General features: G+C 73.2%; 20 protein-coding genes. 8 read left to right on the top strand and 12 right to left on the bottom strand.

Annotation, left to right across the window (positions count from 1 at the left end):
- Nucleotides 1-151: 151 nt before the first annotated feature.
- Nucleotides 152-619, top strand: coding sequence for a hypothetical protein (locus F0L68_RS09110; RefSeq protein WP_149849050.1), 468 nt, complete (start codon nucleotides 152-154; stop codon nucleotides 617-619).
- Between the two features lie 69 nt (nucleotides 620-688).
- Here the strand turns inward: F0L68_RS09110 and nudC are convergent, their stop codons facing one another.
- The 4 genes from nudC to F0L68_RS09090 form a co-directional block, all read right to left on the bottom strand.
- Entirely contained in the window at nucleotides 689-1588 is a 900-nt protein-coding gene (gene nudC / locus F0L68_RS09105; RefSeq protein ID WP_149849085.1) for an NAD(+) diphosphatase, read from the bottom strand.
- Between the two features lie 77 nt (nucleotides 1589-1665).
- Nucleotides 1666-3051, bottom strand: a complete 1386-nt coding sequence (locus tag F0L68_RS09100) for a M16 family metallopeptidase (RefSeq protein WP_149849049.1) — start codon at nucleotides 3049-3051, stop codon at nucleotides 1666-1668.
- The gene (locus F0L68_RS09095) at nucleotides 3048-4331 is read right to left on the bottom strand and encodes a M16 family metallopeptidase (RefSeq protein ID WP_149849048.1); all 1284 of its coding nucleotides are present in this window, start codon (nucleotides 4329-4331) and stop codon (nucleotides 3048-3050) included. Before F0L68_RS09095 ends, F0L68_RS09100 begins: the two co-directional genes overlap by 4 nt.
- A gap of 60 nt (nucleotides 4332-4391) precedes the next feature.
- Nucleotides 4392-6134 carry a DUF2207 family protein gene (locus F0L68_RS09090; RefSeq protein ID WP_223198626.1) on the bottom strand — a complete coding sequence of 581 codons (1743 nt, stop codon included), beginning with the start codon at nucleotides 6132-6134 and terminating at the stop codon, nucleotides 4392-4394.
- A 76-nt stretch (nucleotides 6135-6210) separates the two neighbouring features.
- On the opposite strand from F0L68_RS09090, the gene F0L68_RS44520 reads away from it, so the two are divergent.
- Together F0L68_RS44520 and F0L68_RS09080 are read left to right on the top strand one after the other, a co-directional pair.
- Nucleotides 6211-7728 carry a neutral zinc metallopeptidase gene (locus F0L68_RS44520; RefSeq protein WP_276313841.1) on the top strand — a complete coding sequence of 506 codons (1518 nt, stop codon included), beginning with the start codon at nucleotides 6211-6213 and terminating at the stop codon, nucleotides 7726-7728.
- A gap of 4 nt (nucleotides 7729-7732) precedes the next feature.
- Nucleotides 7733-8599: a neutral zinc metallopeptidase gene (locus tag F0L68_RS09080; RefSeq protein WP_188316472.1), complete on the top strand. Its 867-nt coding sequence runs from the start codon at nucleotides 7733-7735 to the stop codon at nucleotides 8597-8599.
- A 176-nt stretch (nucleotides 8600-8775) separates the two neighbouring features.
- On the opposite strand, the gene F0L68_RS09075 is transcribed toward F0L68_RS09080, so the two are convergent.
- Nucleotides 8776-9459 carry a hypothetical protein gene (locus F0L68_RS09075; protein ID WP_149849045.1) on the bottom strand — a complete coding sequence of 228 codons (684 nt, stop codon included), beginning with the start codon at nucleotides 9457-9459 and terminating at the stop codon, nucleotides 8776-8778.
- A 126-nt stretch (nucleotides 9460-9585) separates the two neighbouring features.
- Between F0L68_RS09075 and F0L68_RS09070 the strand changes: the two genes are divergently transcribed.
- From F0L68_RS09070 to F0L68_RS09060, 3 genes are all read left to right on the top strand, one after another.
- Nucleotides 9586-10263: a response regulator transcription factor gene (locus F0L68_RS09070; protein WP_223198625.1), complete on the top strand. Its 678-nt coding sequence runs from the start codon at nucleotides 9586-9588 to the stop codon at nucleotides 10261-10263.
- Nucleotides 10260-11696, top strand: a complete 1437-nt coding sequence (locus tag F0L68_RS09065) for a sensor histidine kinase (RefSeq protein ID WP_223198624.1) — start codon at nucleotides 10260-10262, stop codon at nucleotides 11694-11696. Before F0L68_RS09070 ends, F0L68_RS09065 begins: the two co-directional genes overlap by 4 nt.
- A gap of 82 nt (nucleotides 11697-11778) precedes the next feature.
- A complete protein-coding gene (locus tag F0L68_RS09060; protein ID WP_149849043.1) occupies nucleotides 11779-12792 on the top strand; it encodes a hypothetical protein in 1014 nt (337 codons plus the stop codon).
- Between the two features lie 9 nt (nucleotides 12793-12801).
- Here F0L68_RS09060 and F0L68_RS09055 read toward each other — a convergent pair whose 3' ends face one another.
- Both F0L68_RS09055 and F0L68_RS09050 read right to left on the bottom strand, forming a co-directional pair.
- Entirely contained in the window at nucleotides 12802-13797 is a 996-nt protein-coding gene (locus F0L68_RS09055; RefSeq protein WP_149849082.1) for a potassium channel family protein, read from the bottom strand.
- 76 nt (nucleotides 13798-13873) lie between these two features.
- Nucleotides 13874-15331 carry a M20/M25/M40 family metallo-hydrolase gene (locus F0L68_RS09050; RefSeq protein ID WP_223198623.1) on the bottom strand — a complete coding sequence of 486 codons (1458 nt, stop codon included), beginning with the start codon at nucleotides 15329-15331 and terminating at the stop codon, nucleotides 13874-13876.
- Between the two features lie 105 nt (nucleotides 15332-15436).
- On the opposite strand from F0L68_RS09050, the gene F0L68_RS09045 reads away from it, so the two are divergent.
- Both F0L68_RS09045 and F0L68_RS09040 read left to right on the top strand, forming a co-directional pair.
- Nucleotides 15437-15814, top strand: coding sequence for a DoxX family protein (locus F0L68_RS09045; protein WP_149849041.1), 378 nt, complete (start codon nucleotides 15437-15439; stop codon nucleotides 15812-15814).
- A gap of 185 nt (nucleotides 15815-15999) precedes the next feature.
- Nucleotides 16000-16578, top strand: a complete 579-nt coding sequence (locus F0L68_RS09040) for a hypothetical protein (RefSeq protein WP_149849040.1) — start codon at nucleotides 16000-16002, stop codon at nucleotides 16576-16578.
- On the opposite strand, the gene F0L68_RS09035 is transcribed toward F0L68_RS09040, so the two are convergent.
- The 5 genes from F0L68_RS09035 to F0L68_RS09015 form a co-directional block, all read right to left on the bottom strand.
- The gene (locus tag F0L68_RS09035) at nucleotides 16554-17186 is read right to left on the bottom strand and encodes a hypothetical protein (protein WP_149849039.1); all 633 of its coding nucleotides are present in this window, start codon (nucleotides 17184-17186) and stop codon (nucleotides 16554-16556) included. The two genes, F0L68_RS09040 and F0L68_RS09035, sit on opposite strands and share 25 nt — an antisense overlap.
- Nucleotides 17187-17228: 42 nt before the next feature.
- Complete coding sequence (locus tag F0L68_RS09030; protein ID WP_149849038.1) at nucleotides 17229-20780, bottom strand: ATP-dependent helicase; 3552 nt, start codon at nucleotides 20778-20780, stop codon at nucleotides 17229-17231.
- A 2-nt stretch (nucleotides 20781-20782) separates the two neighbouring features.
- Nucleotides 20783-21934, bottom strand: a complete 1152-nt coding sequence (locus tag F0L68_RS09025; RefSeq protein ID WP_149849037.1) for a Fic family protein — start codon at nucleotides 21932-21934, stop codon at nucleotides 20783-20785.
- Nucleotides 21935-21988: 54 nt separating this feature from the next.
- The gene (locus tag F0L68_RS09020) at nucleotides 21989-23131 is read right to left on the bottom strand and encodes a Fic family protein (RefSeq protein ID WP_149849036.1); all 1143 of its coding nucleotides are present in this window, start codon (nucleotides 23129-23131) and stop codon (nucleotides 21989-21991) included.
- A 73-nt stretch (nucleotides 23132-23204) separates the two neighbouring features.
- Complete coding sequence (locus F0L68_RS09015) at nucleotides 23205-26492, bottom strand: ATP-dependent helicase (RefSeq protein ID WP_149849035.1); 3288 nt, start codon at nucleotides 26490-26492, stop codon at nucleotides 23205-23207.
- Nucleotides 26493-26680 lie beyond the last annotated feature (188 nt).

The raw sequence follows: 26680 nt of genomic DNA, 5'->3' as shown, positions 1-26680 counted from the left end.
CGACCGCGTCGTTCCGGCTCACCCACCCCCGCAGACCCAGGCACTTGACGGGAACGAGCACGGCCAACTAATCTCTCAGCAGCTAAGAGATTCACCAAGCGAGTCACTTAGCACGCGAGGTAGTTGCCCGATTCCCGAAAGGAACACCGCGATGAACACCACGCACACCGTCACCGAGGCCGTCCGCGTCCAGGCCCACTACGGCGTCACCAAGAAGCTCGGCAACTGGACCGACGCCAACGCCTTCGAGGTCAAGGCCCGTCGGGGACACGCCGTCCTGGACCTCCGCTCCCCGCAGATCCCGGACGGCGACATCGAGGTCCGCGTCGACCTCGACCACGGCATGCTCAAGCTCCTGGTGCCAGAAGGCGCGGTCATCGACCACTGGGACCTCACGATCATCGGCCGCGGCCGGGTCAAGGACTGGACCGGTCAGGCCGCCGTCGACGGCCGCCGCATCCACATCACCGGCGAGGTCCGGCACGGCGAGATCCGCGTGCACCGGGGCGGCATCGCCATGCTCTCCGCGATGTTCTCCCGCAACTACGTCAACGACGTCCGCCGCGCCCACGCCGACGGCACCTTCCCCACCGTCGACGACCCCAGCCGCATCGCCTGAGTCGCACCGCAAACACCGACGACCCGGCACCACCGGTGCCGGATCGTCGGTGTGCTTCCGCAGTCGCCGTCAGCCTGCGGCGGCCCAACCGGCCAGCATCTGATACGCGATGGACGTGTGCATCGGCAGCCACAGCCCGGGAATCCGGCCGTCCGCGTCCAACGCGGCACGCACCTGGGACCGGTGCACCCACCGCGCGTCCTCGATCTCGCCGTCGGCCGCGTGCAATGGCGCGGACCGGTCCGCGATGGCCGCGAACCCGACCATGATCGACCGGGGGAACGGCCATGGCTGGCTGCCGAGATACCGCACGGCGTGCACGGCGACCCCGACCTCCTCGGCGACCTCCCGCTCGACGCACGCCTCCAGCGACTCGCCCGCCTCGACGAACCCGGCCAGCACCGAGTACCGCTCCGGCGGCCACACGGGCTGCCTGGCCAACAGGACATGCTCCCCGTTGGCGCCCTCGCCGTCGTGCACGAGGCAGATCACGGCCGCGTCCGTGCGGGGATACTCCTCCCGCCCGCAGCCGGTGCACTGCCGCACCCAGCCCGACCTGGCCGACTCCGTGCGGGACCCGCACACCGCGCAGAACCCGGCGTGCCGGTGCCAGTTGAACAACGAGACGGCCGTGGTCAACAGCCCGGCATCCGTCGCGTCGAGCAACGCGCCGATCGCCCGCAGGTCCCGCCAGTCCTCGGAAACCTGGTCGGGCGAGGCCAGCACGGCCCAGTACGCCACGCCGTCCTGCTCGCCCAACAGCAACGCGTCCGCCGGCGGCGCTTCGCCGACAGTCGGCGCCGACCGGTAGACCAGCGAGACGCCGTCGGGCCCGAGCGGCGTGCGCCCCGCCGCGTCGACCACGATCACCCGAGCGCTTGGCCACAGCTCCCGGACGCGCTCCTCGTCGTCCCGCAACGGTTCCCGTCTGTCCACAGTGGACCTTGATAACGCGGGCAGATCCAGCATCTGGAAGTCCGCCTCCGTGGACGTCGCCACGAGCTCGTCCGAGCCGAGCACGCGGTCCGTCACGGCGTGGTGCTCCGTCAAGGCAGTGTCACTCCCCCGAGCGCACGCAGCTGCGGCGCGAGCCGCTCGGCGTCACCGACCACGATGCCGGTGTACGCCGACGGCGCGAAGAACTCCAACGCGGCCTGCGCGACCTGCTCCACCGTGACCGCGGCCAGCCGCTCTGGGTGCGCCCGCAGCCAGTCCGACCCGAGGCCGACACCGGCGAGGCTCAGCAGGAACGACGCCAGCCCGCCCTGCGAGGACGTCGCGGTGAGCAGCGACCCGATGGCGTATCGACGGGCGGTGTCCACCTCCGCCTCGCTCGGCGGAACCAGCGCGAGGCGACCGAGCTCGTACCTGGTCTCCAACAGCGCGGCCGCGGTAACCTCGCTGGCGGTGTCGGCGTCGATCAGCAGCGTCGCGCCGGTCGCGGTGAACTCGGGATAGGACCGCGCGCTGTAGGTGTATCCCTTGTCCTCGCGGATGTTCTCCACCAGACGCGAGGAGAAGAATCCGCCGAAGATCATGTTCGCCAGCTGGAGCGCGGGATACCTGGCGTCCGTGCGCGGAATCGACTGCGCGGACAGGCGAATCTGCGACTGCACGGCGCCGGGCCGGTGCACCAGCAGCAGATCGCCGCCGGCCAACGGCGGCAACGCGGGCAGCTCGGCGGCACTGCCCTCGCCGACCCACCCCGCCAACGCCGCGGCCACCTTGGCGACGGCCGTGTCCGGGTCGACGTCGCCGACCAACACCAGCACCGAACCGCGCGGCAGCACCGCACCCCGGTGCAGCGCGCGCACCTCCTCGGCCGTCACCTGCGCGACCTCGTCGGCCTCCGGCATCTCCTTGGCGAACGGGTGGTCGCCGTAACGGTGCCGCTGCAACGCCTCCCGCGCGATCACCGACGGCTGCGAGCGCGCCATCGCGATGCGCTCCGCCAGCCGCTCGCGCTCGCGGGCGACCTCGTCCTCCGCGTACACGGCCCCGGTGAGGGCGTCCGCGAGCACGTCCAACAGCGTGTCGAGACCGGACGCGAGGGCGTTGCCGCCGATGCTCAGCCGCTCGGGGTCGACCGCGGCGTCGAGGTCGCCGCCGACCAGCGCGATGTCGGTGTCCATCTGCACCCGGCTGCGTCGCTGCGTGCCGGTGAGCAGCGTGTTGGCCAGCACCTCGGCCCGCGCCGCGTGCAGCGGGTCCTCCGACACCGACTTCGTGGCGGCGAACGGCACCCGCACCCGCAGTTCCACGACGGGCACCGAGGACCGCCGCACGGCGATCACCCTAAGCCCGTTGGGCAATACGGTGTCCACAGTGGACAGTTCGGCCGCCGGACGCTGCACGCCGAGCGGCGGCAGCTGCCTCGGGCCGAGCGCGGTGCGGCCGATCTCCTCGGCGGTGCGGTGGGTCGACAGGCTCATTCGGCACCTCCGGCCGGCAGCACGGTCAGCACGGCGCGCGAGTCGGGCCGCAGCGCCTTGGCGGCGGCGGCCACGTCGTTCGCGGTCACCGCGGCGATCCGTTCCGGCAGTTCGTAGATCAGTTCGGCGCGACCGAACAGCAACTCGGCCGAGCCGAGGCCGAGCGTCCGGCTCGTCACCCTGTCGTGCTCCTTGTGCAGCCCGGCGACCCACCGGACGGTGACCCTGGCCAGCTCCTCCTGGGTCGGCGGCTGCTCGGCGAGCCGTTGCAGCTCCTCGTCGATCACGGCGAGCAGCTGGTCGGAGGTCACCTCGGGCGAGTGCACCGCGGTGATGGTGAAGGTGTCGGGATCGCGCGCCTCCAGCGGACCGAACAGCCCGCACCCGGCGTTGACGTCGGTGACCAGCGCGTCCCGGTGCACCAGCCGCTGCTGGAGCCGCGAGCCGTCGCCGTCGGTCAGCACGCCGGCGAGCACCAGGTAGGCGAGGTAGCCGTCCAGGTCGGACATCGGGTCGGGCACGCGGTAGCCGATCGCGATGGCGGGCAGCGGGGCGTGCGGGTCGGCGTGCTCCGCGCGCAGCTGGCCCTGCGGCGGCGGCTCGGCGAAGGACGGGCGGGTCGGCACCGGCCTAGCCGGCACGTCGCCGAAGTGCCGCTCGACGAGCTCCCGCGCGGTGTCCACCTCGAAGTCGCCAGCGACGGTGAGCACCGCGTTGCCCGGCGCGTAGTAGGTGTCGAAGAACGCGGCGCAGTCCTCCACGGTGGCCTGCTCAAGGTCGGTGAAGTCGCCGTAACCGTTGTGCGCGTTGGGGAAGGTCTGGAACAGCACCGGAGGGAGCACGATCCACGGGAACCCGCCGTACGGCCGGTTCAGCACGTTGAGCCTGATCTCCTCCTTCACCACGTCGATCTGGTTGCGGAGGTTCTCCTCGGTGATCTTCGGGGCCCGCATCCGGTCGGCTTCCAGGAACAGCGCCCGCTCAAGGGCCGCCGACGGCAGCACCTCGTAGTAGTCGGTGTAGTCCGGGTGCGTCGAGCCGTTGAACGTGCCGCCGGAGGACTGCACGTGCCGGAAGTGGGCGAGCTTCTCCAGGCTCTCGCTGCCCTGGAACATCAGATGCTCGAACAGGTGCGCGAAGCCGGTCCGGCCCTCCGGTTCGGAGCGGAACCCCACGTCGTAGTGCACGCTCACGCCGACAACAGGCGCGCTGGAGTCGGGGGCGAGCACCACACGGAGGCCGTTGCTTAGCGTGAACCTGTGCAGTTCGGGTGCGGCCATGTTGGCAGCCTACGACGTGCGCCGTTCCACCTCGCAGGGATGGGGCGTGGCCGACAGTTGCTACGCCCGAAGCGAACGCAGGTGGCCCGCCTGCGCGAGGACGCCGTCGAGCGCGCTGAGCAACGCGGGGAAGTGCACGGCGAACCTGCGCAGGTCGGCGGAGTGCTGTGCCTCGCCGAACCAGTACAGCCCCGGCGCGCCGTCGGCGTCGGCGTCCACCTCGGCGAAGGTGGCCAGCCACCGGTCGGTCGCGCCGAGCACCACCGCGTAGGGCAGCGAGCGGGAGAACACCAGCTCCCGGTCCGCCTCGGGCAGGTCGGTCGGCATCGCCCGATAGAGGTAGTCGCGCACGCCCTTGACCTGTGCCAGCAGGGCGCTGCCGCGCTTGGTGCGGGCCGGCATCCAGCGGGCGCCGAGCAGCAGCGCGACGCCGAGCACCGCGGCGGCCAGCCCGAACAGCGCGCCCCCGATAGTCAGCGCTAGCGCCACGGTCGCGGCGACGCCGAGCCCGGCGAGCACCGCGCCCGCCCACCACAGCGGGGTGCGGCGCGCGTCGGGGCGGCGCCCGAACCAGCCCTTGGCGACGACGTCGGTGTAGAGCTCCTCGCGCGCCTGCGCCAGGTCGACCTGGGTGGTGCGCAGCTCGGACAGCAGCACGGCCTGCGTCTCACCGGGCAGCAGCGCCTGGTAGACAGCCCGCTCGTAGCCGGCGAGGGCCTGGTCGACCGGGTTGCGCCGCACGATGCGCCAGTCCAGCACGCCGCCAGCGCCGCCGATCTCCTCGATCCACAGGTAGTTGCGCACCGCGAGGTCGATGACGGTCGCGGTGACGTCGACGACGTCGACGTGCTCGTCGACCAGCGTGCCGACCTGGCCGGGCAGCACGCCGTCCGGGGACGCGAAGGCGACGTGGTCGTCGGCGGTGCGCACCAGCACGTTGACGGGGCCGACCTCGGCGGTGAGCGCGCGGCCGTCCCTGGCCCGCGCCCGCCCGAGCAGCACGAGGCCGACGATCAGCAGCAGCACGACGAGGCCGAGCGCGGCGCCGGTGGCCGGGGTCAGCGCGAAGGCGCTGGCCAGGTCGGACACGTCGGCGAGCTTGGCGTTGACCGGCACGCTGCCCAGCGGCAGGCCGACGGAGAAGTCGATGCGCTCGCCGACCCGCAGCGTGATCACGCTGGCCCTGGCGGCCTGCGCCTCGGACACGCTGGCGAAGCTGCACCCGTGCACGGATCCCGGCGGACCGGACAGGCAGGTGACGGACTTGGGCTGGCTCGGCGCGATCAGCGAGACGGTGACGGTGTCGAACCGGGTGTCCCAGCCGCCAGCGACCTGCCAGCGCACCTCCTGCCGGTCGCCCATGTCCGCGACCGTGCCGTCAACTGTGTAGGTGATCGTCGATGCGCCCGAATTGAGGGAAACATCGAATTCGTCCGAGGTCGCCGACGCGGTGCCGCTGCCCTGCACCGACGCGTTGCTGACGGTGAACACGCGGTCGACGCTCGTGCCGACGGGGAGCCGCAGCGGCATCGCGCGGTGCACCGTCTTGCCCTGCGGGACGGAGATCAGCTCGGTGACGGTGAGCTTGCCGTCGCGTTCCACCTTGAGCCGGATCTCGCTGTTCAGCGAGTCGGGCAGCCCCGACGTGCCGGTGATCGTCGGCACCGAGCCGGACGGCACCGGCAACGGCGGCGCCTGCGGGCCGTCGCCAACGGCCGCGCCGGCCGAGCCACCACCGAAGCCAAGCGCCACGCCGGCCAGCACGATGGTCGCGGCGGTGCGTGCCCCCCAGTTTTTCAACACGGCAGCGGAGAATAGCGGAGCACGCTTATGCTTTTGAGCCGAATGAGCTAAGGCGATCTTTTGGGGGATCCGACAGATGACGCAACCGCCACCGCCAGGTGGGTGGCCGCCGCCTCGCCCGGTCGGCCCACCGCCGGAACGCGCGCCATTCGGGTCCAACCAGCCGCCGCCCGGCGGCATGCCGCCGGGCCAGCGCCCCGGCTGGCCGCAGCAGGGACCACAGCAGGGACCGCCGCAAGGCCCGCAGGGACCTCGGCAAGGACCGCCGCAGGGCCCACCCCAGGGTCCGCCGCAGGGACCGCCGTACGGCCAGCGCCCGCAGGGCCCGCCGCCGAACCAGCCGCCGGGTCAACCACCATTCCGAGGCGGCCCGCCGCCGCTGCCCGTCGCGCCGCCGCCGAGGCCGCTCGCCGGCCAGCCTGGCACCGGACCCATGCCGCCGATGCGGCCGCTCGACGCGCCGCCCGGCTGGCCCGCTCCCGGCGCGCCCGGCCCTGGAGCGCCACTGCCCGGCCTCCAGCAGCCCGGCGCGAGCGCGTCCCCGTGGGGTCAGCCGCAGTACAGCCCCTACCCGCCCATGCCGGCGCGGAAGCGCTCGAATGGTCCGATCGTCGCCGTCGTGCTGCTCGCCGTCGTCGTGGTCGGCCTCGGCGTGGTCGGCGCGGTGGCCAGCAACAACCGGTCGCACCGGGTGGCCGACTCCGGGTACAACAACAACTACCCGACCTACTCCTCCACCTCGGACACCGACACCACCGACACCACCGACAACACCACCACGGCAGCCAACCGCACCACGGGCCGGTCGACCACGGGCGGGCGCAGCACCGGTAACCGCACCAGCGACACGGCCACCCCGCCGTCCACCCAGTCGGGCCCCAAGGCCGTGATCGCACTTGGCGACAACCCGTTCAACACCAACCTCGCGGCCATGCAGGCGACCTGCACCCTCCCGCCGTTCAACAACTCGGCCGCCGGCCAGGACACCTACTACCGCGCCGCCCTGCCGTGCCTGGAGAACGCGTGGGCCCCGGTGCTCGCGTCGGTGAACCTGCCCTACACACCGGTGAAGCTCCAGACGATCACCGAGGACGTCTCCACCCCCTGCGGCACCCGCAGCGCCACCAGGGAGACCGCGATGTACTGCGAGGGCGTGATCTACATGACCGCGCCCTACTACTCGGACAACGAGCAGCTCGGCAACGCGGGCGGCAAGTACCTCGGCGTGCTCGCGCACGAGTTCGGACACCACCTCCAGCAGCTCAGCGGGATCCTGTCCGCCTCGGGCCAGGCGGCCTACAACGCGGGCGGCTGGGACACCAACGGCGGCCTTGAGGTGAGCCGCCGCAGGGAGCTCCAGGCGAGCTGCTTCGCGGCGATGTTCATCGCGGCCGTGCAGAACAAGGGCTCGGTGAACGGCACCATCGCGCAGCAGGCCATCGACGACGAGAGCCAGCGCGGCGACTGGCCGCAGTACCCGAGGCGCGACCACGGCACGCCGGACCTGAACAACGCCTGGGTGCACCAGGGCTACCGGACCAACAGCACGCAGCAGTGCAACACCTGGCTGGCCGACTCTGCGCACGTCGCGTAGGACCGTGTCGGACCGTCCCGCGTCCGCCGCCCGGCGGGCCGGGCTGGCGGTGGCGTTGCTGCTCGCGATCCTGGTCAACGTGTGGCTGGTCGGCGAGCCTGGCACGCCCTCGGGGAGCGACGACGCGGCCGTGTCGGCCGACATCGCGCCGAGGGGCGGGGTCGCCAGCGCCCTCGCCGACCACCCGCTGCTGCAGCAGCCGGCCGCCGTGCCGACCGTGGACTGCGAGCTGCCCGCGTTCGGCCAGGACACGGTCGCGCTGACCGCCTACTACCTGGCCACGGTGCGCTGCCTCGACCAGGTGTGGGAGCCCGTGCTGCTGGCCGCGGCCCTGCCGTTCGAACCGCCCGCGGTGGACATCTCCGCCGAGCTGAAGGCGAGCCCGTGCGGCGCGGCGCCGAATCCGCAGGACGCGGTCGCCTACTACTGCGGGCTCAACCACACGATCTACCTGCCGATCGACCAGCTGCTCGCCAACGGCGGCGACGAGCCCGCCAGCCACCTCGCGACGCTGAGCCACGAGTACGGGCACCACGTGCAGCGGCTGTCCGGCCTGCTCGGCGCCGCCGACGCCGTGATGGTCAAGGCGGGCCTGCGGAGCGCGCCCGGCCTTGAGATGTCCCGCCGCGTGGAACTCCAGGCCGACTGCTTCGCCGGCATGTTCCTGCACGCGGCGAGCGGTAGCGCCTCGATCGACGCGTCCCTTGCCGAGGCCGCCGAGGAGGACTTCAACAACGCGGCCGAGGAGCCCGTCGGCGACAACACGCACGGCAGCGCGACCAGCCAGGGCCGCTGGGCGGACAACGGCTACCGGACGGGCAGCACCGACTCCTGCAACACGTTCGCCGCGGCCCCCGACGAGGTCCTCTGACCGCTCACTGGGGTCGCGGGAAGCCGCCGGTTCACGGCCGGTCGGGGATCCGCGTCTGACCGCTGACTGGGGTCGCTGTCCTCTGACCGCTCACTGGGGACGCGGGAAGCCACCGGTTCACGGCCGGTCGGGGATCCGCGTCTGACCGCTGACTGGGGTCGCTGTCGCCTGACCGCTCACTGGGGACGCGGGAAGCCGTCGGTCCCCTGGCCGGTCTGGGATCCGCTCAGCCCGGCCAACTCGGCCGAGACCTCCTCGACCGAGGCCTTTTCGGCCGCCTCCGCCTCGGCGGCATCGATCGGCGCGGCGTTGATCGGCGGGGCGGGCGCGAACTCGAACGGCGCCGGCGCGACCGCCGCCGGTTCCGCTGCCGCGACGGCCTCGGTCGGTTTCGGCGCGGTGTCATCCCCGGTCGGTGTCGCGGCACGCGCGGCCAGGTCGCGGCGGCGGCCTACCGCGACGGCGTAGCTCGCCCCGGCGAGCGCGCTCAGGCACAGCAGCAGCGCGCTCAGCCGCCGGTGCAGGTTGACCGCGGTCGGGCGGCTGTCGGCCGTCTCCACCTGGAACTGCCCGTCGGTGTTCGACGGCAGCAGCACGTCGACGACCTCGCCCTTGCGGTGTCCGCAGCCGTTGAGCCGCGCCTGCCTGACGTCGTTGCCGAGCTTGAGCTCGACGGTGTCGTAGGCGTTCGCGCCCTCGCACGGGGCCGGGGTCACCACCGTGGCGCTGACCGGCTGGCCGCCGTCGGTCGTCGACGCGCCCGATGACGGCCACCATGCGGCGGCCGCAGCGCCGATTCCCGCCAGTCCGACGACCAGCAGGATCAGCAACCACCGCTCGGGGCCACGCTGAACCGCCACGAGATGGATAGTCGCAGACGTCGTCAAGCCCTGTCCCGCCGGTATCCGCCCCGATCTGCTGAGCGATGCCTTAAGGCTACGGCGCGTGGTCGACGATCCCGACCGCGCTGGCCGCAGAATGGAGGCGTGTCGACCGCTGCCAGGGTCCTGGTGATCGAAGACGCCGAGGCAATCGGCGCCGCAGTGCACGCCGCCCTCCGCGACGCCGGCTACCAGGTGTTGCTGCGGCCGGACGGCCGCGAGCTCGAGGCGGACATCGCGAGGTTCCGGCCGGACCTGGTGGTGCTCGACGTGATGCTGCCCGGCCGCGACGGCTTCGCGCTGCTGGAGGTCGTGCGCCGCTCCAGCGGGGCCGGTGTGTTGATGCTCACGGCCCGCGACGGCGTCTCCGACCGGCTGCGCGGCCTCGACGGCGGGGCCGACGACTACCTGGTGAAGCCGTTCGTGCTCGCCGAGCTGGTGGCCAGGGTGACCGCCGTGCTGCGCAGGCTGGGACGCACCCCGTCGACCGTGCAGATCGGCGACCTCGTGGTGGACGCCGACTCCGGCGTGGTGGTGCGCGGGCAGGCGCAGATCGACCTGACGGCGACCGAGCTGCGGCTGCTGCGGTACCTCGCCGCGCAACGCGGCCGCGTGGTCGGCAAGACCCAGATCCTGACCGCGGTGTGGGGCTACGAGGACTACGACCCCAACCTGGTCGAGGTGCACGTCAGCGCGCTGCGCAGGAAGCTGGAGGAACACGGGCCGAGGCTGCTGCACACCGTGCGGGGCCTCGGGTACGTGTTGCGCGCGGGCGAGTCGTGACCAACGGTGGCTCGGTCGTGGCCAGGCTGCGCACGGTGTCGCTGCGCCGCAGGGTGACGCTGGCCGCGATCGGCGTGCTGTGCGTCGTGCTGATCGCGGTGCTGATTGTGGTGGACGCGCTGTTCACCGCAGAGAGCCGCAAGGACCAGAACGCGATCCTGGCGGACCGGGTGGCGATCGCCCAGCAGCTCGCGAGGAACGTCAACGTCACCCCGGAGAACTACATCAAGGACCTGAACAGCCGGGGCATCCAGGCGCAGGTGGTGACCAAGGCAGGCGCCGTGTTCGGCGCGGTGCCGGAGAAGGTCGACGGGCTCAGCGAGCGGCAGGTCAAGCTGACCACGCCGAACAACAAGCTCCTCAACGGCGCGACGGTCACGCTGTCGGCGGACACCAGGGTGCTCGCCGCAGCGCAGATCCGGCTGCGCAGGCTGCTGGTCCTCGTCGGGTTCGCCGCGCTGGCGCTGACGGCGGTCGTGCTGGTCGGCGTGGTGCGCTACGCGCTGTCCCCGCTCGACGCGATGACCAGGCTGGCGAGGTCGATCGCGAGCGGGCACCGGGGCAACCGGCTCAGCCCGGCGCGCACCGACACGGAGCTCGGCCGCACCGCGGCCGCGTTCGACGACATGTTGGACGCGTTGGAGGGCGCGGAGACGCAGGCGCGGCAGGCCGAGGCGGCGTCCAAGATGTCCGAGGAACGCACCAGGCGGTTCGTCGCCGACGCCGCGCACGAGCTGCGCACCCCGATCGCCGGGGTGCAGGCCATCGCCGAGGCGACCGTGCAGGCCGGCCCCGAGGTCGACCCCGAGGAGCGGGAGCGCATGCACCTGCTGCTGGTGCGGGAGGCGCGGCGGGCCGGGCGGCTGGTGGACGACCTGCTGGCGCTGGCCAGGATCGACGCGGGCATCGACGTCAACCGCGAGCCCGTCGACCTGCTGGCGCTGGCCAGGGCCGAGGTCGAGCGTACCAGGCTGCTGGCTGCGGACTTCGACATCGACGTGGACGAGGCGTCCGTGCCGGTGCTGGTGCTCGGCGATCCGCAGCGGCTGGCGCAGGTGCTGGCGAACCTGGTGAACAACGCACGGCAGGCCGCCGGGTCGTCCGGGCGGGTGCGGCTGCGGTCGGGGCTGACCCCGGCGCACCAGGCCGAGCTGGTGGTCGCCGACAACGGGCCTGGCGTGCCGGCGGCCGACCGGGACCGGATCTTCGACCGGCTGGTGCGGCTGGACGTCTCGCGCGGCCAGAACTCCGGGGGTTCCGGGCTCGGCCTGGCGATCGCGCGCGGGTTCGTCCGGGCGCACGGCGGCGAGCTGCGCTGCGTCGCCCCGCCGGAGGACGAACCTGGCGCCGTGTTCCAGCTGGTGCTACCGGTGGTCGACCAGCCGACGGTGCCGTTCTCGACGGTGTCGCCACCGCCCTACCCCGCAGGCTGAGCCGGATCTCCCCCGCAAGAGGGACACGTCTCTGCCCTGCCGGGGAGGCCCGGCCCCGCCCGGCTCGGCGATGGTGCTCGACATGACGACGAAGCAGCTCAGGACGGCGCGTCCAGAGGCGTCCCGCGACACGCCTGCGCCGACGAACCGCCTGGCGCTCGCGGCGCTGGTCCTGGTCGCCGCGTACGCGGCGCTGCGGTGCTACTGGCAGCTCGGACACCAGCCGGCGCGGCTGTCGCCGATCGGCACCGACCTCGTCGCCGTCACCGGCTGGGGAGCCGTCGGCCTGTGTGTGGCCGCCGCGCTGACGGCGCTCGCGTTGCTGACGGCGCGGCCGACCGGGGTCGGTCGGCGGCTGCTGCTCGGCGCGGCGGCGGTGCTCAGCGCCGCGCTGGTCGTGTCGGGCGCGCTGCTGCTGCTCGACGTGGTCGGCGGCATCCTGCCCGGCCTGGGCCTCTCGTTCTTCCCGCTCGGCGCGCTGAGCAGGGCCGCGTGCGTCGGCTCTGGCGTGCTGCTCGGGCTGGCCGCGCGGTCGTCCCTGCGGCGGTCCCGCGCGGCCTGCGGCCGGTGCGGCCGCACCGGGGCCTGGACGCGGCTGGCGCACACGCCTGGCTGGGCGTTCCTGGCGGCCTATCTCGGGATCGCGGGCTGCCTGGTGCGGATCGTCGCCCAGCTGTGCGTCGGCTTCGGCAACAGCCCCATGGCGCGCGGCACGTCCGCGATGCTGTTCGAGGTCGGCTTCGTGCTCGGCGGCACGCTCCTGCCGCTGGCCCTGGTGCACGGCTGGGGCAGGGTCTGGCCGCGCTGGGTGCTGGGGCTCGCCGGACGCCGGGTGCCGCGCCTGCTCGTGCTCGGCCCTGCGGTCGCGGTCTCCGGGGGCCTGGTGGTCTATTTCGGGCTGATGCTGGTGGAGATGATCGGCATGCGGCTGCGCGGCGAGAACCCGTTCCCGCCGTCCGGCGGCCTCGACCTGCCCGAGGTGTTCTTCTGGTTCGCGGTGCCCGGCTACCTGCTCTGGGGCGTCGGCATGGCCGTCGCCGCCCTGGCCTACGCCCGCCGCACCCGCCCGGCGTGCCGGCGCTGCGGACGCGGCTGACGCCCGAGGTCAGCCCTCCGCGACCGGGCTCGCCTTGCGGACGTAGAGCAGCCGGTCGCCCGCCTCGATCGCGTCGGCCTCGGCGGCGTCCATCCGGTAGAGCGTGCCGTCGCGGACCACGCCGAGCACGATGTCCGACAGGTGCCGTGGCGACCCGCCGACCTCGGTCGGCTCCACGTCTCGCTCGGCGATCGCCAGGCCGGCCTCCGGGGTCAGCAGGTCCTCGACCATGTCGACCACGGACGGCGCGGTGGTGGCCATGCCGAGCAGCCGGCCCGCCGTCTCGCTGGAGACCACCACGGAGTCCGCGCCGGACTGGCGCAGCAGGTGTACGTTCTCCGCCTCCCGCACGGACGCCACGATGTGCGCGTCCGGCGCGAGCTCCCGCGCGGTGAGCGTGACCAGCACGGCCGTGTCGTCCCGGTTCGCCGCGACCACGACGGCCTTGGCCCTCGGCACGCCGGCCACCCGCAGCACGTCGTTGCGGGTGCCGGAGCCGTGCACGGTCACCAGGCCGATGGCGGACGCGGCGTCCAGCATGTCCTGCTCGGGGTCGACCACCACGATCCGTTCCGGGGCGGTGCCGTCGGCAAGCATGGTGTTCACCGCCGACCTGCCCTTGGTCCCGTAGCCGACGACAACCACGTGGTCGCGCACCCTGGTCCTCCACTTCTGGATCCGAAACGCCTGCCGGGACCGCTCGGTGAGCACCTCGAGGGTGGTGCCGACCAGCACGATGAGGAACAACACCCGCAGCGGGGTGATCACCAGGACGTTCACCAGCCGCGCCGACGCGGTGACCGGCACGATGTCGCCGTAGCCGGTCGTGGACAGCGACACGGTGGCGTAGTAGACGCAGTCCAGCAGGGACATGCCGTCGCCGTTGTTGTCCCGGTAGCCGGCGCGGTCCAGGTAGACGGCGAGGACGGCGGCGACCAGCAGCAGCGCGGCGATCGCCACCCTGCGCAGGATCGACCGGACCGGGCTGCTGCGGATCTCGGGCATCCTGACGACGCCGACGAGGTCGTGATCGGACCGCTCGGCCTGGTTCGGCCGCCAGTTCAAGGTCGCCACGTCGCTGTCACTGTCCCCGTTCGGTTCGGCTCGCGAGCCGCCGCCACAGCCCCGCGGCGGCCTCGGCGCCACGCAGCAGCACCGGCAGCACGACGCGCTCGTTCGGCGCGTGGATTCGATCATCGGGCAAGGTCGCGCCGAAGTAGACGATCGGCACGCCGAGCGCGGCGTGCAGCAGCGCGGCCGGCCCGGACCCTCCGGTGCGGCTGAACCTGATCGGCTGGTCGAAGGCGTCCGCAAGGGCCTCCTGGACGGCCCGGTTCGCCGGGTGCTCGACGTCGACCGCGTACGGCGGCACCCCGTCGCCGCGCAGCCGCACCTCGGCCAGGATGCCGTGCGGGGTGTGCTCGGCGACGAACTCGCGCAGCGCCGCGCCGATCAGCTCGGGGCGCTGGTCCGGCACGAGCCGGAAGGACAGCTTGGCGGTGGCGTCCGCCGGCACGATGGTCTTGACGCCGGGGCCGGTGTAGCCGGCGTGCAGCCCGTTCACCTCGGCGGTCGGCCGCACCCAGACGCGTTCCAGGGTGGTCCAGCCGGCCTCGCCGACCGTCGCCCGAGCGCCGCCTGCCGTGTCGGCCAGCCACGCGGCCTCGTCGAAGGGCAGCGCGGCGTAGCTGGCCCGCTCGGCGTCGGTCGGCGGCCGGACGTCGGCGTAGAAGCCGGGCAGGCGCACGCGGCCGTGCTCGTCGTGCAGGGCGGCGACCAGGCGGGCCAGCGCCGTCGCCGGGTTGGGGACACCGCCGCCCACCCTGCCGGAGTGCACGTCGATCTCGCCGCCGCTGAACACGACCTCGGCGGCGATCACCCCGCGCTGCCCGGTGCACACGGTCGGCGCGTCGCGGTGGAACAGCGGGGTGTCGGTGAAGACGATCAGCTCGCAGTCCAGCTCGTCGGTGTGGTCGGCGAGCAGGGACTTGAGGTTCGGCGAGCCGGTCTCCTCCTCGCCCTCGACCAGGAGCTTGATGGTGACGGCCGGCGCGCCGGCCCCGGTGGCGGCCAGGTGCGCGCGGACGCCGAGCAGGTGCATGGCCACCTGACCCTTGTCGTCGCTCGCGCCCCGGCCGTGCAGCTCGTCGCCGAGCACGGTCGGCTCGAACGGCGGGTGGTGCCAGGCGTCGAGCGGGTCGGCGGGCTGCACGTCGTGGTGGCCGTAGACGAGCACGGTCGGCGCGGCGGGGTCGGCGGCGGGCCAGCACGCGTACACGGCGGGCAGCGCGGGGCCGTCGGCCCAGACCTCGACGGTGGGCCAGCCGTCGCGGCGCAGCGCCTCGGCGAGCCAGTCGGCCGAGCGGCCGACGTCGCCGTGGTGGGCGGGATCCGCGCTGATCGACGGAATCCGCAGCCAGTCGCGCAGCTCGGCGACGAATCCGTCGGCGCGGGCCGCCACCGCGTCCCGTTCGGGATGGTGGCCGCCGAGCGGTGGTGGATCGGCGGGCGCGGCGTCACTGGTGCGGTCCTCGGTCACGCGGCCCAACCGTAGTGCGCCGCAGGCCCGAATTGGCCCCGACTTTCGGCGCGAACGTCGACGCAAACGCTCGCCAGCGACCGAGGAACCTGCCATCGTCTCCTTATGGAACCCAATCGTTCCCGATCTCGCTCGGCCGCAGGGCTGGCCCTGCTGCTTGGCGCCGGCGGCGTGCTGCACTTCGCCATCCCCAAGGCGTACGACCGGGTCATCCCGCGCGCGCTGCCCGGCAGGCCGCGCGCCTGGACCTACGCGTCCGGGCTGGCCGAGCTTGGCTGCGCCGCCGCCATCGCGGTCCCGCGCACCCGCAGGCTCGGCGGGCTGCTCGCGGCCTGGCTGTTCGCCGCGATCTTCCCCGCCAACGTGAAGATGGCCCTGGACAGCAGGAACAAGCCGCTGAAGCACCGGTTGATCACCTACGGCAGGCTGCCGCTCCAGTGGCCGCTGATCACCTGGGCGCTTCGAGTGCGCAAAACGGCGTAACGGGACGTGGGCGTCATCACCCTGTCCACTTCTGTCATAACGATTTACTCTGCCCCGCCGTGACCAGCTGACCAGTGCATTTGCACTGTTCGTTAGCGAGTCACCGTCACACAGTGCTCCGGGGGCAACACTTTGCGGCGCGGAGCCCCCTGCCGTTGAATCGGCAACAGTCCTAGGATGCCGGAGTGCATTCGCTCCTCCAGCCTGCCACTTCGGCACTTGGGTGGCACGGCATCGTCGTTCCCGACGTCGCCGTGCTCGGTCACCAGGTGTCCGCTGTCGTGCGGCTGCGCGGCGAGGTGCACGACTGGCGGGCCGGCAACGGCTGGCCCCCACAGTCGGATCCGTCCTGGTTCCGCTCCTGGTTCGAGCAGACCCACCACGACCACCTGCCCGTCGCGGCCGTCGACCTGGTCGGCGTCCTCGTCGGCGAGTCCACCGCGGACCGCGCGCTCCAGGCCTGCGGCACCCTGATGACGCTCGCGCCGTGCGCGGTCGTGCTGCCCGGCCCGCAGGACGCCGGGACCTGGCCGCTGATCGAGCTGGACTACTACGGCATCGGCGTGGTCGCCGTCGACACGGCCACCGGCGACGCCGACCTCCTGGTGACGCCGGAGGACCGGTCGACCGAGTTCGGCCCCTCGCTGTTCGGCCGCTGGCTGCTCGAGGTGCTCTACGAGCGCGCGCTCCAGGTCAGCACCGACAACGACCCCGTGCGCGCGCCCGTCGCCAGGGACGCTCAGATCTCCGGGTCGCCCGAGTAGCTGAGCCGGTAGGCCTCCCACTGGAGCTGCTCGGGGTCCCACTCCATGCCCTCGCCCGGCTCCAGCGCCTGCACCACGCCGAACGCGTGCGGCCAGCGCCGGACCGCGTCGGCCAGCCTGATCAGCACGAAGGCGTCCGGGGCCAGCTCGTCCTGGCTCGGGCCGACGAACGAGAAGCCCTCGTCGTCGCGCTGCACATCGGTGAGCAGCACCTCGCCGGTGACCACGGCCCGCTCCACCACGGCGGGCTCCTCGGCGACCAGCCCGTCGGGAAACACGCTCGGGTCGAGGTCGACGGAGACCTCGGCGAGCACGTCGCCCTCCTCGCTCGGCCCGATCTGCCAGCCGTTGTCGATCCAGTCCCACACGGCCATCTGGCCCGGCTCGATCTCGTCGAGCACGGCCACGTGCGGCCAGGCGTGCACGACCTCGCCGAGGGTCAGCGACTCGGTAAGGTCCCGCGCGGCGCCGGGACCGTCGAACGACCACGAGCCGTCCTCGGCTCTGGCCACGCGCACCAGCGGCTCGCGCAGCTCCACGAGGTCGGCGGCGACGGCGGTCGGCGTGTCGGGCGGGCTGCTCAGGTTCCACGACTCAAGTGCGGGCACTCGGCGATCCTGGCCCCTACCCGGCCACCCCACAACCGGAGGTCACCCGCCGGGCACGGAGCGCAGCAGCGCGCGCAGCCCGTCCGCGTCGAGCAGGTCCGTCGGCCGCAGCGTGCGATCCTGCCGGACGTAGTGGAACGCGGCCCGCACCCGCTCGATCGGGCTGCCTGACAGCGCGGACCAGGCCAACCGGTAGGCCGCGAGCTGCACGGACAGCGCCGGCAGGGTGGCGTCCTCCGGCACCGCGCCGGTCTTCCAGTCCACGATCGTCCAGCCGCCGTCCGGATCGGCGAACACGGCGTCCATCCGCCCGCGCACCGCGATGCCGTCCACCTCGGTCTCGAACGCCACCTCGACGTCGTGCGGGGCACGGTCGGCCCAGGCGCTGGCCAGGAACGCCTCCTGCAACCGGCTGAGGTCGGCGTCGGGCGCGGCCCCGTCGTCGGCCGCGCCGGGCAGCTCGTCGAGGTCGAGCAGCCGGCCGGCACCGAACCGCTTCTCCAGCCAGGCGTGGAACGCGGTTCCCCTGCGCGCCAACGGGTTCGGCGGGAACGGCAGCGGTCTGCGCAGCCGCCTTGCCAGCGCCTCGGGGTCGGCGGCCAGCTCGACCAGCTGACTCACCGACAGGTGCTCGGGCAGCACGATGCGCTCCCGGCGGTCGGCCGAGGCCGCGCGCTCGGCCAGCAGCACCTCGACGTCGCGGGCCCAGCCCTCCGGGTCGGCCTCTTCATCGGACACGGGCTCCTCCGGCAGCGGCTCCTCGTCCTCGAACAGCGCCAGCTCGCCCTGCTCGCCGGGCTGCTCGCCCAGCACGGTCAGCGCGGCCATGACCAGCTCGGCGCCCTCGGTCACGGCAGCGCGCCGCGAGCCGAGCGGGTCGGCGGGCCACTGGACCGTCCGCGTGGCGGCGGCCAGCGGGTTGGCCTCGTCTTCGGCGGGCGGATCCGCCCACAGCTCGACCACGCCGACCCTCGGGCCGTCCTCCCGCGCCGCCAACCCAATCCGCGGCACGGCGTCTGCACTCTCAACGCCCGCAGACTCAACACCCGCAGCACCCGCAGACTCAGCACCCCTGGCCTCGTCCATACGCGGCTCATCCGCCTGCGGCACAACATCTTCCGCCATCTCGGCCAGCGAACCGTCGGCCCGCGGCACAACACCGTCCGCCGCCCCAGCCACCGTCGCGCCGTCCCGATGTTCGCCCGCGAGCAGTGCCCCCCGCACCTCGACCAGGAACGGCGAAGGGCCGCGCGGCCTCTCCCCCGTCTCGCCCCACCAGTGCCCGGACATCAGCAGCGCGTGCTCGGACCTGGTGACCGCGACGTAGAGCAGCCGCCGCTCCTCGACCAGCCTGCGCTCCTCGAACTCCTCGCCGTGCAGGGTCAGCGCCTCGTCGACCTCCTTGCGGTTCTCCTCGCCGGACAGCCGCAGTTTCGGCAGGTCCGCGCTGTCGCCGCGCAACTCGGCGGGCAGCTCGGACACCGAGCGCAGCCAGCTGGATGCCTTGCGGCGCCCGGGAAACACCTCCCTTGACAGGTGCGGCACGGCGACCACCTGCCATTCCAGTCCCTTGGCCGCGTGCACGGTCAGCACCTGCACGCGGTCCTCGGCGACCTCGACCTCGCCGGGTTCCAGGCCGTCCTCGGCCCGCTCCGCGGTGGCGACGTAGTCCAGCAGCGATGGCAGCGTGGCCGACGGGCTGGCGGCGGCGAAGTCGGCGACCACGTCGGCGAACGCGTCCAGGTGCGCGCGGCCGACGCCGCCAGGTCGGGCCATCGCCTCGATGTCCAGCAGCAGCGTGCGTTCCACGTCGGCGACGAGTTCCGGCAGGGGCTGGTCGAGCCTGCGGCGCAGCGAGGCGAGTTCGCCGCCGAGCCGCCGGATCCGCCGGAAACCCAGCTGCGAGTACGCCTTCGGGTCGCCGGGGTCGTCCAGGGCGTCGGCGAGCCCGGCCTGTTCGGCGTGCTCGCCGGGCAGCGCGTCCGCCAGCACCGCGAGCGGGTCGTCCACTGTGGACTGTCGGCTCGGCCGCCCGCCGGCCAGTTCGCCAGAGCGCCGCCACAGCGCGGCGAGGTCGGCGGCGGCCAGCCGCCAGCGGGACCCGGTCAGCAGGCGGGCTGCCGCGGTCCCGGCCAGAGGGTCGACCAGCACTCGCAGGGCGCTGACCAGGTCGCGGATCTCCGGCTCGTCCAGCAGACCGCCGAGCCCGACGACCTCGACGGGCAGGCCGCGCTCGCGCAGCGCGGCGGCGATGCCGGCCATGTCGGCCCTGCGGCGGACCAGCACGGCGGCGGTCGGCGGCGCGCCGGTGGCCGCCAGCGTGGCCGCCCACCGGCCGGCCAGCGAGTCGGCCAGCCAGTCCAGTTCGGCGCGCACGTCGGGCAGCAGCGCGCAGCGGACGTCGCCGGGCCCCGCCCCGTCCCGCGCCCGCAGCTCGTCGACCTCAAGGCCGGCGTCGCGCAGCGGCCCGGAGATCGCGTTGGCCAGCGTCAGCACCTCGGGCGGGTTGCGGAAGCTGGTCAGCAGGCCGTAGCGGACGGCTGGCCGCAGTTGGCCGGTTTCCGCGTCCTGGCGGGGAAAGTCGGTGGTGAACCGGGGCAGGTTGGCCGCGCTGGCGCCGCGCCAGCCGTAGATCGCCTGGGCCGGGTCGCCGACGGAGGTGACCGGGATCCGCGTGCCGGCGCCCTGGCCGAACAGCGAGCGCAGCAGCACCCGCTGGGCGTGCCCGGTGTCCTGGTACTCGTCCAGCAGCACCGCGCCGTATCGCTCGCGTTCCCCTTGCGCCACTTCGGGATGCTCGCTCGCGAGCCGCGCGGCCAGCGACATCTGGTCGGCGAAGTCCATCGCGCCCTCGCGCCGCTTGCGCTGCGCGTAGGCGTCGAGCAGCGGCAGCAGGGCGATGCGGAGTCGTTGCGCGACAACGATTTCCTGGAGCTTGACGGGCAGGCCGTCGCGTTGCCCCTTGGCGCGCGGGGCGGACTCGATCAGCCGGGTGATCCAGTCGGCGTGCGCGCGCAACCTGGCGGGCTCGACCAGGTGTTCACCGAGTTCGCCCGCGAGCGCGAGCAGGTAGCCGGTGACCGTCGCGGGGACCTTGTCCGTGTCCAGGTCCTCGGTCCAGGTCGAGACGACGCGGTGCGCGAGCTGCCAGGACGCGGTCTCGGTGAGCAGCCGGACGCCGGGCTCGACCGGGAGTCGCAGCCCGTGCTCGCCGACCAGCCGTCCGGCGTAGGCGTGGTAGGTGAGCACGGTCGGCTCGGTGGTCATCACGGCCGCGCGGCGCTCGCCGCCGGGATCCACCTCGTCCAGCAGCCCCGACCCGGCCAGCCTGCGCAGCCGCGCGCGGACCCGGTCGGCCAACTGCCGCGCGGCCTTGCGGGTGAAGGTGAGCCCGAGCACGCGGTCGGGGGTGACCAGCCCGTTGCAGACCAGCCACACCACCCTGGCCGCCATGGTCTCGGTCTTCCCGGCCCCCGCCCCGGCCACGACCAGCGCGGGCTGCGCCGGCGCGGCGATCACGGCGGCTTGTTCGGGCGTCGGCGGATGCAGCCCGAGCGCCTCGGCGACCCGTTCCGGGCTGACGAGTTCAGCCATCACTACCCGGCGATCCTGCGGTAGGGGTCGCCGTCCGGAGTGAACAGCTGACCGACCTCGGCGCCGATGTCGTCCGCGACGGAGCGCATCGCCGCCGTCGGAACGTAGTGTCGCCAGCGCTTCTCGCCTCGAGGCTCCAGCAGCCCTGCCTTCACCAGGTCATTGAGGTCGCGTCCCGCCGCGTTCTGGCTGAGCCCCTGAGTGAGCTGTCGGTAGGTGGCGTTACGCAGGACACGGCCAGTCAGGCAGAAGGTGAACGGTTGAACACATCGCTCGGGCAACGCGGCGCGCGTCATCTCGTCTTCGGCACGGATCCACAGCCTGCTGGCCAGCTCCGCGCGGCGCTCGACTCGAAGCGCCTGCCGGTAGTGCGCGGTGAGACAGAATCGGACCCACAGCTCGGTGCCCCTGTCCGGTGCCCAACGGCCGCCGCCGACCTCGGCGAGCACGCGGTAGTAGTCCTGCTCGTTGTAGCCGAGGTACTCCTCGATCGAGGAGAATTCGGGTGCGAGTGTGCCGTCGCAGGTCAACAGCAACGTCTGTAGGCACCGGGCCATCCGGCCGTTGCCATCCTTGAACGGGTGGATCATCACCAGATTCAGATGCGCCAACGCCGCTCGTACCAGCGCAGGAATGTCCGCCTGTGACGAATTGATGTCGTCGACCAACTCGTGCACAAGGTCAGGCACCTCGTCCGCCTCCGGACCGAGGTAGACCGTCACCCTGTTGTCCGAGTCGTAGACGAAGACCTGATCCGGACGCCACCGTCCCGGCCACTTGGTGAGGTCGTACTGCTGCATCATGAAGTGCAGCGCCTTCACCGTGTGCACGCAGAGGTCGAGGCTGTCCTCGTGCGCGAGTTGCAGGACGTAGGTCATGGCGTCGCGATAGCCGCGAACCGCGTGCCAGGCCAACTCGTCGGCTTCCATCGGCTCCTGGTCATCCAGGACCGCGAAGGCGTCATCGACGCTGACGGTGAAGCCCTCGATCGTGTTGGAGCCGCGAACCGCTCTGGCCAGCGCGACCCTGCGGAGCATGCCGCTCCACCTTCTGGGCGCCGCGACCAACGGTCGGAGGCGGTTGCGCTGGTCCTGGATGAGCTCCAGCACGGCCAGATCATCGCCGTCGAGCGCGGGAGGCTCAAAGAGGGGCATAGGCGGATACTAACCGATGCAAAGTCGGTTAGTATCCGTCTATCCACGATGGTGTTACGCCCCAAGCACCCGGTACGGGTCCGCGTCCACGTCGAACAGCCGAGCCGCTTCGGCGCGGTGACCTGCGGCGACGGCGCTCAACGCCGCCGAGGGCTGGTACCGCCTGCCGCGCTTCTCGCCGACCGGCTCCAGCAGCTCGGCCTTGACCAGGTCGTTGAGGTCCCGGCTGGCCAGGTTCTTGCTGAGGTCGGGCACGAGCTGACGGTACGTGGCGTTGCGCAGCCAGCCGCCGGTGAGGGCGTAGGTCAGCGGCTGCACGCAACGCTCCGGCAGGCCTGCGGACGCGACCCGCTCCTCCGCGTCGATCCACAGGTGCGACACCAGCTCCGCGCGCCGGGCCAGCCGCCTGGCCTGCCGGTAGTGCGCGGTGAGGCAGAACCGCACCCAGTGCCGCGCGTCACGCTCCGGCGGCCAGCCGTTGCCGGTCACTTCGCCAAGCACCCGCCGGTAGTCCTCGGCGTTCCTGCCCAGGTGCTCGTCGATCGCGGCGAACTCCGGCGCCACGGCCCGGTCGCCGGACGCGAGCAGCAGCGTGTGCACGCAGCGGGCCAGCGGGCCGTTGCCCGACCGGAACGGGTGGATCGCCACCAGGTTCAGGTGCGCCATGGCCGCGCGCACCAGGACGGGGACCTCTGGGTCCTGGGTCTGCCGCGCCACGTCCCGCACCAGCGCCGGCACGTCGTCGGCACCAGGGCCGAGATGGTCGTAGGCGTCGTCGGCGGACGCGCGGTCGGACCGCCACAGTCCGGGCCGCTCGGCGAGGTCGTGCCGGCCGAGCAGGAAGTGCAGCGGCTTGACCAGGTCGGCGCTGAGCTTGGCGTCGGGTTCCTGGGACAGCTGGAGCACGTAGGTCAGCGCGTCGCGGTGGCCGCGCAGCGCCTGCCAGTCGTCGCCGGTCGCGTCCAGCGGTTCCTCGTCGTCCAGCGCGGCGAAGGCGTCGTCGACGCTGGCCGACCGCCCCTCGATGGCGACCGAGCCGTGCACGGCCCGCGCCACGGCGAGCCGCTTGAGCAGGCGCATCAGGCCGGCCCAGCGACCCGGCACGCCGACCCTCGGGCGGAGTCGGTGCTGTTCGGCGAGGACGAGGTCGACGACCCGCCGGTCCACGTCGGTCAGCGTCGACACCAGGAGCGACATGATCAGACACTAACCGATGTGAGTCAGTTGGAAACTGATCTGGGTCAGTTATTAGTCGATCGACGTCAGACAGTTACTGACCGAGCTGCCGGCCGGACGGGTGGATCGGGCAGCTCGTGCGGGCCGGGCAGCGCGAGCAGTCCGAGTTCTCCTGCGCGGTGTACTCCGGGCCGACGCACGCCGACGCCGCGTCCTGCACGACCCCGAGCCAGGTGCGCGCCGTCTCCTGATCGAGCGGGGCCTGCACCCGCTCGGCCGCGCCGGTCTTCTTGTCCTCCTTGGACACGTACAGCAGCCGCGCCCCGCCCGGCTCGGTGCCGAGCCCGAGGTCCACGAACGCGCCGAGCAGCGTCGCCAGCTGGTACACGGCGAGCTGCGGGTGCGCGGTCGCCTCGTCCTTGGTGACCGGGTTCCTGCCGGTCTTGATGTCGACCACGACCGGCCGCCCCTCGGCGTCCACCTCCAGCCGGTCGACCCGGCCGCGCACGCGCAGCCACGGGCCGCCCTCGGTCTTGGCCACCTCGACGGACAGCTCGCGCTCGACGTCGATCTGGGTCAGCTGTTCGCGACTCCGCGCGTACCAGGCGATGAACGCGTCCAGCATCCGTTCGACGCGTTGCCGTTCCCGCCGGGAGAACCACGGCGCGCCCGCGTCCACCGCGGCCCACGCCTCGTCCAGCTTGGCCCGCAGCTCCGCGTCGTCGGCCCCGCTCGCGGCCGCCTGCGCCAGCGCGTGCACCAGCGTGCCGGTGATCGAGGCGAGTTCGGCGGGGTCCTGGCCGCCGTGCCGCTCGACCAGCCACCGCAGCGGGCACTTGGACAGCACCTCGATGGTCGACGGCGACACGCTGACCCGCTGCTCCTCAGTCCATAGTGGACTGTTGCCCGACGGCATCGGCAGGCCGTACCAGACGCTCGGGTGCGCGCCGGGCACGCCGGCCGCCGCGAGCCGCGCCAACTGCGTCGCGGCCCGCTGCCGCCGCTCCGGCCCCTCGTCCTCGTCGCAGGCCACCCTGCGCAGCTCGCCGACCAGCTCCGCGAGCACCAGGCCGCGCTCCGGCGTGAACGTCGGCCTCGGCGGCGCCTCCGGGTCCGAGGTCGCGTCGTCCAGCTCGTCGAGGAACCGGGACGGCTGCTCGTCGTCCCCGCGCACCGCGCTGACCAGCAGCGTCCGCCGCGCCCGGCTCGCGGCCACCAGCAGCAGCCGCCGCTCCTCGGCCAGCAGCGGCGCGGTCGCCGACACCGTGCTGGCCGGGTCGAGCCCGGCGAGCACGTCGACCATCCGCTCAACGCCGAGGATCGACCCGCGCAGCCGGAGATCGGGCCAGCTGCCCTCCTGCACGCTCGGCACCGCGACCAGCGTCCACTCCCGCCCGGCCGCCGCGTGCGCGGTGAGCACCGCGACCGCCTCGCCGGTCGGCGCGGCCGGGGCCAGCGAGTCGCCGACGATCTGTTGCGCGGCAAGGTAGTCGGCGAACCCCGCGACGCTCGACCCCGGCAGCCGGTCGGTGTACTTGGCCGCCGCCTCGAACAGGCCGACGACGGCGTCCAGGTCCCGGTCGGCCTGCGCGCCCGAGGTGCCGCCCCGGCTCGCCTGCGCCGCCCACCGCGCCTCGAGCCGGCTGGACTCCCACAGCTCCCACAGTGCCTGTTCGACGCTCAGGCCGTCGGCGACGGCCTTCCGCGCGGCGCCAAGCAGTCCGGCGATCCGGCGTGCCGGCGCGGCCTCCAGGTCTTCGAGCGCGGCCAGCCGGTCGGCCGACTCCACGACCTCCACCAGCAGCTCGCCGCTGCCGCGATCGCCGCCGCCGGCCAGTTCGAGCCTGCGCAGCCCGCGCCGAAGTCGCCGCAGTGCCAACGGATCCGCCCCGCCGAGCGGGGAGGCCAGCAGCATCGCGGCGGTGTCCTCGTCGAGCGAGCCCGGCACGGCCGCCGCGCGCAGCAGCGCGAGAAACGGCCGCACGGCGGGCTGTTTGGCCAGCGGCAGCTCGTCCGCGTGGATCGCGACAGGGACGCCAGCCGCGAGCAGCGCCCGCTGGAGCACCGGCAGCGACTGCACCGTGGACCGCACCAGCACGGCCATGTCCGCCCAGGGCACGCCGTCGATCAGATGCGCCCTGCGGAGCTGGTCGGCGACCCAGCTCGCCTCCTGCGCGGCCGAGGCGAGCAGCCGCACCTGCACGCTGCCCCGCTGCTCGGGCGCCGTGCCGTCGCCATTGCCGTTGTCGCCGGCCGACGAGGCGCCGTGGCCGTTGCCGGACGGCGCGGCGGCCGGCCCTCCTGCGGGTGGCCCGGCGAGCTGCGTCCTGGCGGGCGACGAGCCGGGCAGCCGGGCGGCGAGCCTGCGCACCGCCGCCCACACCTCGGGGGCCATCCGGTGGCCCTCGGTCAGCACGACGGTGTTGTCGCCGTCGTCGTCGGCCTGCGCGAGCAGCCGGGGATCCGCACCACGGAAGGAGAACACGGCCTGGTCCGGGTCGCCGGCCAGGAGGAACTCGCTCGCCGCGCCGCCCAGCCTGCGCACCAGGGCGAACTGCTGGGGGTCCAGGTGTTGGGCGTCGTCGACCAGCAGGTGGCGGACCCGCGCGCGCTCGGTGGCCAGCAGGTCGTCGTCGGTGTCGAAGGCCAGCAGGGCGGTCGACACCAGCTCGGCCGCGTCAAGGGCGGGCGCGAAGGACTCGGCGGCCTCGCTGCCGGCGAGCAGCGTGACCTCCTCGTACTGGCGGCCGAACCGGCCTGCGGCGATCCACTCGTCGCGGCCGTGCTCCTCGCCGAGCCGCACCAGGTCCTCGGGGCCGAGGCCGCGTTCGAAGGCGCGCAGCAGCAGGTCGCGCAGCTCGGCGGCGAAGCCGGGCAGGCCGAGCGCGGGCCGCAGCCGCTCCGGCCAGTTGCCGGCGCCGAGCTCGATGTCGCCCTCCAGCAGGTCGCGCACCATCACGTCCTGCTCGGGGCCGGCGAGCAGCCTCGGCGGCGGCTCGTCGTGCAGCACGGACTGGGCGCGCAGCACCGCGAAGGCGTAGGAGTGCACCGTGCGCACCAGCGGCTCGCGCACGGTCCGCAGTCCGCCCTGCTCGGTTTCCACGGCCGTGGTGAGCAGTCGGGTGATCTGGGCACGCAGCGCGACGGCCGCGCGTCGGCTGGCGGTGAGCACGAGCAGGTTTTCGGGGTCGACGCCGCCGCGCAGCACCCGCTCGGCGGCGACCTCGGCCAGCAGCGTGGTCTTGCCGGTGCCCGGCCCGCCGAGCACCCGCAGGAATCCGCCAGCGCCGTCGAGGACCCGGCGTGCGGCGGGCTCCCAGCGCGTCCTTGGCCGGGTTTCCGCCGACCGACGCACCAGCAGCGGGGCCGACGTGGGTGCCATACCGCGATGCAATCACGCCGCCCCGGCCGGGGTCACAGCGCCCCGCCGTGCGCGAGACGTTTGCGCGCTCAATGGCAAACCCTGGGCATCACACTCGCGTGTGATTGTCGCCGCCGCTCCCGACCAGCAAGCTCGTACCTGGCACAGCGCACCGCGGTGGGGGCAGGGCCCGCCTCGGGATGTACGCG

The sequence above is a fragment of the Solihabitans fulvus genome, assembly GCF_008386585.1.
GTDB classification, from domain to species: Bacteria; Actinomycetota; Actinomycetes; order Mycobacteriales; family Pseudonocardiaceae; genus Solihabitans; species Solihabitans fulvus.
This window is presented reverse-complemented; position numbering and strand designations above follow the sequence as displayed.

Bases quoted from the DNA above. Each gene is read 5' to 3' on its own strand.
- F0L68_RS09110 (WP_149849050.1), top strand. From the start codon at position 152: ATGAACACCACGCACACCGTCACCGAGGCCGTCCGCGTCCAGGCCCAC.
- nudC (WP_149849085.1), bottom strand. From the start codon at position 1,588: ATGCTGGATCTGCCCGCGTTATCAAGGTCCACTGTGGACAGACGGGAA.
- F0L68_RS09100 (WP_149849049.1), bottom strand. From the start codon at position 3,051: ATGAGCCTGTCGACCCACCGCACCGCCGAGGAGATCGGCCGCACCGCG.
- F0L68_RS09095 (WP_149849048.1), bottom strand. From the start codon at position 4,331: ATGGCCGCACCCGAACTGCACAGGTTCACGCTAAGCAACGGCCTCCGT.
- F0L68_RS44520 (WP_276313841.1), top strand. From the start codon at position 6,211: ATGACGCAACCGCCACCGCCAGGTGGGTGGCCGCCGCCTCGCCCGGTC.
- F0L68_RS09060 (WP_149849043.1), top strand. From the start codon at position 11,779: ATGACGACGAAGCAGCTCAGGACGGCGCGTCCAGAGGCGTCCCGCGAC.
- F0L68_RS09055 (WP_149849082.1), bottom strand. From the start codon at position 13,797: ATGCCCGAGATCCGCAGCAGCCCGGTCCGGTCGATCCTGCGCAGGGTG.
- F0L68_RS09045 (WP_149849041.1), top strand. From the start codon at position 15,437: ATGGAACCCAATCGTTCCCGATCTCGCTCGGCCGCAGGGCTGGCCCTG.
- F0L68_RS09030 (WP_149849038.1), bottom strand. From the start codon at position 20,780: ATGGCTGAACTCGTCAGCCCGGAACGGGTCGCCGAGGCGCTCGGGCTG.
- F0L68_RS09025 (WP_149849037.1), bottom strand. From the start codon at position 21,934: ATGCCCCTCTTTGAGCCTCCCGCGCTCGACGGCGATGATCTGGCCGTG.
- F0L68_RS09020 (WP_149849036.1), bottom strand. From the start codon at position 23,131: ATGTCGCTCCTGGTGTCGACGCTGACCGACGTGGACCGGCGGGTCGTC.
- F0L68_RS09015 (WP_149849035.1), bottom strand. From the start codon at position 26,492: ATGGCACCCACGTCGGCCCCGCTGCTGGTGCGTCGGTCGGCGGAAACC.